Here is a 10,744-nt window from a genome sequence, read left to right on the forward strand (position 1 = left end):
TGGACTCAGTTGAAAAACGGGGGGGCACGCGCCGGGGGGCTGAATGCCACCCTGGCCTGTGCGAGAAGGGGGGTGCCCATGTGGGGCGCAAAAGCCGGGGCTTGTGCCGTGGGCAGTGCTGTGTGTGGCGGTGTTGGTGGGGTGTCCGCCGCCAGGCACAGGGGACAGTCCAGCGTCGATGTTTTCAGCGCTGCCAGGCCATCGGCGGTCTTGATGACGAGACGTGCTGCGCCGTTGCCGGTGCCGGAGCAGACCAGTTCCATGCTGGGGGGCGATACCAGCGGGGCGACTACCGCCACCCCCAGCGCCAACACAAACCACGCCAGCACCCACAGGCGCAGGGTTCGCAGGGTGTGGTGGCTTTGCATGGGTTGGATAATAGATTCATCTAATGTGAATCTAATTGATGTGGATCATCCTTTGGCGCTGCGCCCCTCTGCCCCACAACGCCCCCAGCGCCTACAGTTATTGCACCCCTCCAGAGAAGGCCCGGGCACTGTTTTCCAGGCCCTTCGGGATGGATGTTTCAACCCCAAGAACAGGATGTATGCGATGCAAAAGAACACCATGATGGTCGCCGTGGCGATCGTGGCCGCGCTGCTGGCGGGCTGTGGCGACAAGAAGCCGGAACCCGCAGCGGCGGCGGCGCCTGCCGCCGCGCCCGCACCGGTGGCTGCCCCGGCCCCTGCGGCAGAGAACGAGTTGGGCAAGGGTGTGTTTGGCAAGACCTGCGCCATGTGCCACGCCGCTGGCGTGGCCGGTGCGCCCAAGCCCGGTGACAAGGCTGATTGGGGCCCGCGCATTGCCCAGGGCAAGGACACGTTGTACAAGCACGCGATCGAGGGCTACACCGGCGCCAAGGGCATGATGCCCGCCAAGGGCGGTGCGGCCAACCTGAGCGACGCCGAGGTGAAGGCCGCCGTGGATTACATGGCCGACAAGTCACTCTGAGCGGAGGCGCCATGCAGCAAGCGTCTCTCTGCGCCCATGGCCTGTCACGCCGCCGCATGGCCATGGCGCTGCCTTTGCTGGGCAGCGCGCTCTGGCACACCGGAGCGGTGGCATTGGGTGGGCGGGTGGAGCCCTGCCGTGCCACGCGGCCCCTGATGGGCACGCAGGTGGACATCGTGGCCGAGGGGGCCGATGGCCCGCTGCTGCGCCAGGCCATCGGCCGTGCCTATGCAGAGATGCAGCGGCTGGAGGCGCTGATGAGCCGCTACCAGCCCCAGAGTGTGGTCAGCCGCATCCACTTGGCGGCGGGCATCACGCCTGCGGCCGTGCCGCCCGAGGTCATGGCCGTGCTGCAGAGTGCGCAGCGCGTGTCGGCCATGAGCCAGGGGGCTTTTGATGTGACCGTGGGCGCCTTCAAATCGTGGAACTTTGGTCCGGGCGACAAGGTGGTGCCCGGGGCGGCCGAGCTGGCGCGGCAGCGGACCCTGGTGGGTGCGCGGGGCCTGGTGCTCGATGCCCGGGCGGGTACCGCCTTTTTGGTGCGCCAGGGCATGGCCCTGGACCTGGGCGGGATTGCCAAGCTCCCGATCCTGGAAGCCGGTATGACCGTGCTGCGCTCTGAGGGGGTCGAGAACGCCATGATCAATGGCGGTGGCGATGTGTTGACCCACGGGCTGTGGCAAGGCCGGGCCTGGCGTGTGGGGCTGCGCGACCCGCGTGCGCCCGACCGCCTGCTGGGTGTTGTGGCCATGGCGGGCACCGGTGTGGTGGCCTCGTCGGGCGACTACGAACGTTTCTTCTTCCACGCAGGCCAGCGGCAGCACCATGTGCTCAACCCGCGCACCGGCCGCCCGGCATCGGGCGTGCATGGCGTGAGCCTGGTGGCGCGCGATGTGGCGGCCGTCAACGGCCTGGGCGCCGCGCTGATGGTGCAGGGCCCGCAGGCGGGCCGGGCACTGGCGCAGCGCACGCCGGGGCTGGCGGTGCTGATCGCCGGGCAGGACGGTAGTGTCTGGCAGTCCGCCGCCATGTCGGCCCTGCTGGAGCCTGTGCCGTCTTGAGCCTGCTGTGGTTTATTCAGCCCGGGGCCTGGGCCTGTTCGCAGTGCACCTGCAGCAGTTCCCGTTCGGCCAGCGTTGCGCCAAACCGCACGGCGCTCAGGCAGCCGCCCCACACGCAGCCGGTGTCCAGCCCCAGCAGGTCGCTGCGATCGAGCCAGCCCAGCGTGGACCAGTGCCCAAAGGCCATCACGGTGCCCGCCGTGCGGCGCCCTGGCACGTCGAACCAGGGCATGAGCCCGGGTGGGGCGTCGCTGGCGCTTTCGGTGCTTTCAAAGTCCATCACCCCGTCGGCCGAACAAAAGCGCAGCCGGGTGAGGGCGTTCACGATCACGCGCAGGCGGTCGGTGCCGGTGAGTGGGTCGCTCCAGCGGTCGGGGGTGTTGCCATACATGGCCTGCAAGAAGGCGGGCAGCTCGGGGCTGCGCAACACGGCCTGAACCTCATCGGCATAGGCCAGCGTGTCGGCCACCGACCAGGTGGGCAGCACACCGGCATGCACCATCAGCAAGGTCTGCCCGGCATGCGTGTGCGCGCGGGCCAGGGGCTGCTGGCGCACCCAGGCGAGCAGGGCTTCGCGGTCATGGGCGTCCAGGACGGAGGCCAGCGTGTCGCGCCGCGAAGGCTTGCGCGCCCCCGCTGCAGCGGCCAGCAGGTGCAGGTCGTGGTTGCCCAGCAGGCAGCGGATGGCGTCGCCATGGCGCATGCTGCGGCGCAGCACGGCGGCTGAATCGGGCCCCCGGTTGACCAGGTCGCCCAGCAGGTAGACGGTGTCGCGGCTGGCGGAAAAGCCGATGGTGTCCAGCAGGCGGCCCAGGGCGCTGTCGCAGCCCTGGATATCGCCTATGCAATAAATAGCCATGGTGTGGTGTGGTGTGGTGTGGTGTGGTGTGGTGTGGTGTGGTGTGGTGTGGTGTGGTGTGGTGTGGTGTGGTGTGGTGTGGTGTGGTGTGGTGTGGTGTGGGTGGGATGGAGCGTGGATTTTCTGCCGAGACGGTGGGGGATTACACCAGGGGCGCAGCAGGGCCCTGCAAGTCGGCGCGCGTCTCTTGGCGCCCTTGTCCGCGCGAGGCCCCAGTTTGGTGCCGGGGATATTCATGAAAAGGTGCCGCAGTACCCGTCCCAGGGACTTGAAAAAGGCAAACACTCCCCAATGCGAGGCCTGGGTATTCGCTCTGGATGAATATAGACCCCTGTTATTTGTGGTTTTCTCGGAGAAAATTTGCAAGCCGTGCTTCCATGTTGGGGGATTATTCCTATAATCGGCCCGTCACCAACCTCACACTTCTTATTCTGACACCATGACCAGCTACAAAGAACTTTTGAAGCAGCGTGAAGCCCTTGAGCAACAAATTAGCGAAGCACGGCGCCGGGAGTTGTCGGATGCTGTGTCCCAGGTTCGTGCACTGGTCGCCGAATATGGTTTGACCGCCCAGGATGTATTCCCTGCCGGCAAGGCCGCAGGCAAAACCGGCCGCAGCTCCACGGCAGGCTCCAAGGTGGCACCCAAGTACCGCGATCCCGCAACCGGCCAGACCTGGACCGGCCGTGGCAAGGCGCCCAAGTGGATTCAAAATGAAAACCGCGAGAAGTTCGCCATTTGATGGGCTACAACTCCCACCACAAAAAAGCCCGCTGATGCGGGCTTTTTTATTGGTGTGTGCAGAGGGTTAAGGCATGGCCTCAGCCGCCGTTCCCCAAGGCGTGCATAGCTGCGATCTGCCTGTATCTGCACATCTGTATCTGCGGGTTTGTGGACTTCAGCCACCGGTATTTTGCTGCAGGGCCAGTTCACGCAGTGCGTTGGCGGTGAAATCGTCGGCCGGAAAGAACGACTCCACGGCCAACTCCTGCAATGTCACATCCACCGGGGTGCCGAATATCGTAGTGGTGCTGATAAGCGACAGCATGCCGTGTACGCTCTCGAAACAAAACGGCATGACCACGCCCAGCATTTCGCCGGCCAATACCAGCGGCGTGGTTTCTTCAGGGGTGGGGTATTGCTGCAACTCGGCCTGCAAGGCGATCAGGGTGGGGTCGGCCGTGGCCTGGATTTGCTGGCGCAGGCGCTCGAACAGATGCGCGCGCCATTGCGCCAGGTTGGCAATGCGAGGTGCCAGGCCCTTTGGGTGCAGGCTCAGGCGAAACACGTTGATGGGTGGGGCCAGCAGCTCGGGGCTGACATGGGCAGACAGCAGCGCCAGCGCGGCGCGGTTGGTGGCCACCACGTTCCAGCAGCGGTCGAGCGCGATGGCGGGGCAAGGCTCGTGGCCCTTGAGCACCAGCTCCACCGCCTGGCGGGCGGCGGCCAAGGCCGGGTCGTCCAGCGCGCGTTCGCGGTACATGGGGGCGTAGCCTGCGGCCACCAGCAGGGCGTTGCGCTCGCGCAGCGGGATGGCCAGGCGCTCGCACAGGCGCAGCACCATGTCGCGGCTGGGGTTGGTGCGGCCGGTTTCCATGAAGCTCACATGCCGGGTGGAGATGTCTGCCTCGTCGGCCAGCTCCAGCTGGCTCAGGTGCCGTTGCTGGCGCCAGGTGCGCAGGTGGTCGCCAAACGAGGCGGGCCCCGCTGGCGCCACGCGGTGCGGCAGTGGATGGCGCGGGGGGCGATGCGGTGCGGAGTTGGTGGAGGTCATGTGCCGCATCCTAGGTGCAAACCGCGCACGGGCCATTACCTGCCAGGTCATCGACGGCATGCGCCAGGGCGGGAACGATGGAGCCCTCTTTCAACCGTTGTTTCATCCACCAAGGAGCTTTCCATGTTCGCCAAGCTGATGTCTTCTCCCCGATTCCTGCGTGCCGTGGTCTGGTTCGATGCCTCCACGGGGGTTTTGCTGGGCGCGTTGCACCTGTTGCTCACGGCGCCGCTGGCCGAATGGCTGGGTCTGCCTGCAGTGCTGCTGCAGGTCACGGGTGTGATGCTGCTGGGCTACGCCGCCTTGGCCATTGCGATTGCCCGGTCAGAGCCCATGCCCCGGGGCTGGCTGTGGGTGCTGATCGTGGGCAACTTTGCTTGGGCAGTGGCCAGCCTGGCCCTCCTGCTGGGCTCCACGCTCACGCCCACGCTGCTGGGCCAGGCCTATCTGCTGGTGCATGTGGTGTCGGTGGCGCTGCTGGCCGAGCTGCAGTGGTGGGGCGTGCGCCGTTTGCGTGTGTGGGCGGCAGCATGATGGCGCATCTTTGTTTGCTATACAAAATATAGCTGACTTTGCTTGTCTATCAGGCGGAAACGGCCTTTTTTGCTTGAGAAATGCCCCCCGCAGCATGGCGGGAGGCCGCCGCCACACCCCGGGGCGGTAAGGCCCCACGATTGCACCGCCATGCAGGACTGCCAGAATAGGTCGTGTTGCCTTTCACAGGAGTCCGCCATGGCCACTTCACGCAAGTTGTCGCCCCAGCCCGCCCGCCACGCGTTTGCCAACACCCTCAAGAGCTTCAGGACAGCGTCCGGCAAAGAAGGCCAGTTCTACTCGCTGCCCGCGCTGGCCAAACAGTTTCCAGAGATCAAGCGCTTGCCGGTGTCGATCCGCATCGTGCTCGAATCGGTGCTGCGCAATTGCGACGGCCGCAAGGTGACGCCGGAGCATGTGGAGCAGCTGGCCCGCTGGGCGCCGAATGCCGAGCGCAAGGACGAGATCCCCTTCGTCGTCTCGCGCGTGGTGCTGCAGGACTTCACCGGCGTGCCGCTGCTGGCCGACCTGGCCGCCATGCGCAGCGTGGCCGTGAAACTGGGCAAGAACCCCAAAAAGATCGAGCCGTTGGTGCCCGTGGACCTGGTGGTGGACCACTCCATCATGATCGACCACTACGGCAAGAAAAATTCGCTCGACCTGAACATGAAGCTTGAATTCCAGCGCAACCGCGAGCGCTACGAGTTCATGAAGTGGGGCATGCAGGCCTTTGACACCTTTGGTGTGGTGCCACCGGGTTTCGGCATCGTGCACCAGGTCAACCTCGAATACCTGGCGCGTGGGGTGCACAAGCGCAAGGACAACGTCTACTACCCCGACACCCTGGTGGGCACCGACAGCCACACCACCATGATCAACGGCATTGGCGTGGTGGGCTGGGGCGTGGGCGGCATCGAGGCCGAGGCCGCCATGCTGGGCCAGCCCGTGTACTTCCTCACGCCCGATGTGGTGGGCTTCGAGATGACGGGGCGGCTGCGCGAAGGCGTGACGGCCACCGACCTGGTGCTTACGGTGACCGAGCTGCTGCGCAAGCACAAGGTGGTGGGCAAGTTTGTCGAGTTTTTCGGTGAGGGCACCCGCACCCTGGCGCTGCCCGACCGCGCCACCATCGGCAACATGGCGCCCGAGTACGGCGCCACCATGGGCTTCTTCCCGGTGGACGAAAAGACCATCGACTACTTCCAGGGCACGGGCCGCACCAAGGCCGAGATCGAAGCCTTTGAAGCCTACTTCAAGGCCCAGGGTCTGTTCGGCGTGCCGCTGGCGGGCGAGGTGGACTACTCGCAGGTAGTGAAGCTGGATCTGGGCAGCGTCACCCCCAGCCTGGCCGGTCCCAAGCGCCCGCAGGACCGCATCGAGCTGGGCCAGGTCAGCCGCCAGTTTGCCGACCTGTTCAGCCAACCTGCGGCACACAACGGCTTCAACCGCCCGGCCGAACTGCTGCACACCCGTTTCCACGTTCACCGCGCGGCAGATGTGGTGGCCGATGTGGCACCCGACGGCAAGCCCACCCCGGCGGGTGCACCGCGTTCGGTGGTCGAGATGGAGGCCAACAAACCGGCCCTGGCCACCGCGCATGCCGAGGCCCGCAGTGCCACGTTGCCCGCCAAGGGCGCCGACCCCACAGTGGGCAATGGCGATGTGCTGATTGCCGCCATCACCAGCTGCACCAACACCAGCAACCCCAGCGTGCTGCTGGCAGCGGGCCTTTTGGCCAAGAAGGCGGTGGAGGCGGGGCTCAAGGTGCAGCCGCACATCAAGACTTCGCTGGCGCCTGGCTCGCGCATCGTGACCGAGTACCTCACTGAAACCGGCCTGCTGCCCTACCTGGAAAAGCTGGGTTTTTCGATTGCGGGCTATGGCTGCACCACCTGTATCGGCAATGCGGGCGACCTCACGCCCGAGCTGAACGAGGCCATCACCAGCAACGATCTGGTCTGCGCTGCTGTGCTGTCGGGCAACCGCAACTTCGAGGCACGCATCCACCCCAACCTCAAGGCCAACTTTCTGGCCAGCCCGCCGCTGGTGGTGGCCTACGCCATTGCGGGCACGGTGCTCAAGGACCTGATGACCGAGCCCGTGGGCAAAGGCAAGGGGGGGCGCGACGTGTACCTGGGCGACATCTGGCCCAACAGCGACGAGGTGCATGCGCTGCTGAAATTCGCCATGAAGGGCAAGGCCTTCCGCGACAACTACGCCAAGGTGGCGACCGACCCCGGCAAGCTGTGGGAGAAGATCCAGGGCGTGAGTGGCACGGCCTACACCTGGCCCGTCAGCACCTACATTGCCGAGCCACCGTTTTTTGCCCAGTTTGCTCTTGAAAAAGGGGCTGGTAAGGCAAGCGGGACGGGCGGAGAAGGCCAAAATGATGCCCAACTTCCGTCGGTGCTGGGCGCACGCATCATGGCGCTGTTCGGCGACTCCATCACTACCGACCATATCTCGCCCGCAGGCTCCATCAAGGAGAGTTCGCCCGCAGGCCAGTGGCTGCGGCAGCACGGCGTGCAGAAGGCCGACTTCAACAGCTACGGCGCGCGGCGCGGCAACCACGACGTGATGGTGCGCGGCACCTTTGCCAACGTGCGCATCAAAAACCTGATGATTCCGCCCACGGCCGACGGCTCGCGCGAAGAGGGCGGTGTCACGCTGTTCCAGAACGAGGGGGCGTTGCAGGGTGAGAAGATGTTCATCTTCGACGCCGCCATGCAGTACATGGCCCAGGGCACGCCCACGGTGGTGTTTGCGGGTGAGGAATACGGCACCGGCTCCAGCCGCGACTGGGCCGCCAAGGGCACGCAGCTGCTGGGCATCAAGGCCGTGGTGGCGCGCAGCTTCGAGCGCATCCACCGCTCCAACCTGGTGGGCATGGGCGTGCTGCCGCTGCAGTTCAAGGCGGGCGATTCGTGGGAGACGCTGGGCCTGGAGGGCAACGAAGTCATCGACGTGGTGCCCGACGCCGCGCTCACCCCCCAAAGCGATGCCCGGCTGGTCATCCGCCGCGCCGACGGCGCAGTGCGCGAGGTGGTGGTCACGCTGCGCATCGACACCCCCATCGAGGTGGACTACTACCGCGCCGGGGGCATCCTGCCCTTTGTGCTGCGGCAGTTGCTGGAGGGCTGAGAAGGTGTGAACGAACCCGCCATGCCCGCTCATCCCGCCAAAACACTCCCGCTCGTCGTTGCCAATGCTCGCCATAGCCCGCGCTATGGCTGCGCTTTGCGCCTAGATCGGGCGCGTTTTTGGGGCCTGCTCGGGCACGCCGGGTTCATTCACACCTTCTGAGCGGTTGCACAACGGGGCTTCGGCCCCGTTTTTCTTGGGGTGGCCCAGGAGGGTGCGACCGGTGGCGATGGTCTGGTCATTTCCTTACGCCTCGATACACTTGTGACGTACTCCCGGAATCACCCACCACCCCGTTTTTGTACCACCTCTTCACGCTACCCATGGTCCCTCCCCAACCCCCCCTGACCGCGCGCTCCTATCTGTCGGACGCGCCCGCTGTCACGGTGGTGCTGATAGTGGCGGTGTTGGCTGTGGTGGTCTTACCGTTGATGCAATGGTTGGGGAACGGTGTCGGGGAGCAGTACGGGCTGGAGCCGCTGCTTGACACTGCAGCGGTGTTGTTGGGGCTGCTGGTGGTGTCGGTGTCGCTGCATGCGCTCGACGCGCGCGAACAGGCGCGTGCCAACGTGCTGGTGGTGGGGGTGGGGGTTGCGGTGGCCTGCGATTTTCTGCATGGCTTGCTTGTGCATTCCGGTCCGATGCACATGCCAGCGGACAACACGCATATGTCCAGTTGGTTCAGCGGGTGGGCACGCATTGCAGAGGTGTTAACCCTGGGTCTCATGGCTACGCGGCTGGTAGCACCGGGGGCGCCCCGCGCCTGGTTGGTGGTTTCGGGTGGTGTCACCTTGGTGGTGGTAGGGTCGGCCATGGGCCCCTTGCCAGGGTGGTTTGCCCAGGTTGCTGGTGGCGTGCTACGCCAAGTGCTGGCAGTGGGGCTGGTGCTGGCGCTGGCTGTGATTGCCGGGGCGCTGTACCGCCGCGCTGGCGGCGATGGTCAAGAGGGCGACAACGAGTCTCGCGACCGCCTGTTTGCTTGGGCGGCCATGGTCTTTTTGTGTGGCGAAATCACCGTGGGGGTTTTGGGCGGTCATTCACCCATCGGTGAGCCGCTGGCCCATGGCTTGCGGGTAGTGGCCTATGCGCTGCTGTACCAGGCGGTGTTCGATGCAGGCATCCGTCGGCCTTTTGCGCGCATCCAGACGGCCGAGAGCCGCCTGCGCGAAAGTGAAGGCCGTCTGTCGCTCTTGGGCCGAAATTTGCCCCACAGCGTGTTGTTCCAGGTGGTGCGCGAACTCGATGGCCGGGTGCATTTTGTGCACATGGGCGATGCCATCGAACGCCTCAACGGTGTGCGCGTGCAAGATGTGCTGGCCGACCCTGGCGTGCTTTACCGGCAGGTCCTGGAGGAAGACATTGAGGCCCTGCGCGCTGCAGAGCGGTATTCTTTCTTATCCATGACCAGCATGGAGGCCGTGTTCCGGGTACGCCGCACGGATGGGCAGGTGCGCTGGATGCACCTGGGTTCGTCTCCACGCAGTCTGGAGGATGGTCGTGTGCTCTGGGACGGCGTGCAGACCGACATCACCGCCCACCACCAGGCCGCCGAAGCAGCGCATGCCAAAGATGCTCTCATGGCCAACATGCTGCGCCTAGTGCCGGGTGGGGTGGCCCGGCTTGACCATGACTTGCGTGTTCTGTACGTCAACGAGCAGCAGGCACGCTGGCTTAACAAAACACCGCAGGACCTGCAGGGTCGGCTGCTACAGGATGTGATCCCGCCGGAGTTGTTCGTGCGCATGCAGCCTCATTTCAACAAGGCCTTTGCGGGTGAGGCGGCGGTGTTTGAAAACCGCATCGACGGGCCCGACGGCGTGCAGTACCGCCACTCCACCGTCGTGCCTGAGGCCATCACGGGGGATGGTGCATTGGCCGTAGTGCTGTTTGCCTACGACCTTACGGCACTCAAGCGCATCGAGATAGAGTTGGCGCATCAGAAGGCGCACCTCGCGCGTGTTGTCAACGCCATGCCCGACATGGTGTTTCTCAAGGATGCCGAGGGCGTGTACCTGTCGGTCAACCCCGTGTTCGAGCGCTTTGCGGGCCGGCCCGAACGCGATGTGGTGGGCCGCAACGACTACGACCTGACCACCTCGGCAGAGGCCGAGCGCTTTCGCAAGTACGACCAGCGGGCCATGCAGGCCTGGCAGCCGCTGGTGTATGAGGAAACGCTCACCTTTGCCGAGGACGGCTACCAGGGCCAGTTCGAAACCATCAAGACCCCCATCCGCGACCTGCATGGCCGCGTGACCGGTGTGCTCGGTGTGTGCCGCGACATCACCGACCGCAAACGCGCAGAGCAGGAAATCGAACGCCTGGCCTTCTACGACGCCTTGACCGGCCTGCCCAACCGGCGCCTCTTGCTGGACCGCCTGCAACGCTCCATCGCCGGCTGCCAGCGCACCAAAAGCCTGGGCGCAC

Annotated in this window: 9 protein-coding genes; 6 read left to right on the forward strand and 3 right to left on the reverse strand. The window is 65.3% G+C overall.

Annotated features, from left to right (window positions below; translation table 11 throughout):
* Positions 1 to 5: 5 nt before the first annotated feature.
* Positions 6 to 368, reverse strand: a complete 363-nt coding sequence (locus ACYZGB_RS14155; RefSeq protein WP_462389094.1) for a hypothetical protein — start codon at positions 366 to 368, stop codon at positions 6 to 8.
* Positions 369 to 552: 184 nt separating this feature from the next.
* On the opposite strand from ACYZGB_RS14155, the gene ACYZGB_RS14160 reads away from it, so the two are divergent.
* The gene (locus ACYZGB_RS14160) at positions 553 to 951 is read left to right on the forward strand and encodes a c-type cytochrome (RefSeq protein WP_462389096.1); all 399 of its coding nucleotides are present in this window, start codon (positions 553 to 555) and stop codon (positions 949 to 951) included.
* Between the two features lie 11 nt (positions 952 to 962).
* Positions 963 to 2,012 carry an FAD:protein FMN transferase gene (locus ACYZGB_RS14165; protein ID WP_462389098.1) on the forward strand — a complete coding sequence of 350 codons (1,050 nt, stop codon included), beginning with the start codon at positions 963 to 965 and terminating at the stop codon, positions 2,010 to 2,012.
* Between the two features lie 16 nt (positions 2,013 to 2,028).
* Here the strand turns inward: ACYZGB_RS14165 and ACYZGB_RS14170 are convergent, their stop codons facing one another.
* Entirely contained in the window at positions 2,029 to 2,871 is an 843-nt protein-coding gene (locus tag ACYZGB_RS14170; protein ID WP_462389100.1) for a symmetrical bis(5'-nucleosyl)-tetraphosphatase, read from the reverse strand.
* Between the two features lie 439 nt (positions 2,872 to 3,310).
* Here ACYZGB_RS14170 and ACYZGB_RS14175 point away from each other — a divergent pair, with 439 nt between their 5' ends.
* Positions 3,311 to 3,613, forward strand: a complete 303-nt coding sequence (locus ACYZGB_RS14175) for an H-NS histone family protein (protein ID WP_063462523.1) — start codon at positions 3,311 to 3,313, stop codon at positions 3,611 to 3,613.
* 156 nt (positions 3,614 to 3,769) lie between these two features.
* On the opposite strand, the gene ACYZGB_RS14180 is transcribed toward ACYZGB_RS14175, so the two are convergent.
* Entirely contained in the window at positions 3,770 to 4,645 is an 876-nt protein-coding gene (locus tag ACYZGB_RS14180; protein ID WP_462389102.1) for a helix-turn-helix domain-containing protein, read from the reverse strand.
* Between the two features lie 123 nt (positions 4,646 to 4,768).
* Here ACYZGB_RS14180 and ACYZGB_RS14185 point away from each other — a divergent pair, with 123 nt between their 5' ends.
* The 3 genes from ACYZGB_RS14185 to ACYZGB_RS14195 form a co-directional block, all read left to right on the forward strand.
* A complete protein-coding gene (locus ACYZGB_RS14185; RefSeq protein WP_462389104.1) occupies positions 4,769 to 5,179 on the forward strand; it encodes a hypothetical protein in 411 nt (136 codons plus the stop codon).
* 198 nt (positions 5,180 to 5,377) lie between these two features.
* On the forward strand, positions 5,378 to 8,320 hold the full coding sequence (locus ACYZGB_RS14190) for an aconitate hydratase (RefSeq protein WP_462389106.1): 2,943 nt from the start codon (positions 5,378 to 5,380) through the stop codon (positions 8,318 to 8,320).
* A 323-nt stretch (positions 8,321 to 8,643) separates the two neighbouring features.
* On the forward strand, positions 8,644 to 10,744 hold a 2,101-nt coding region (locus tag ACYZGB_RS14195; RefSeq protein ID WP_462389107.1), incomplete at its 3' end, for a PAS domain-containing protein.

This window comes from Acidovorax sp. Q11 (assembly GCF_054950075.1).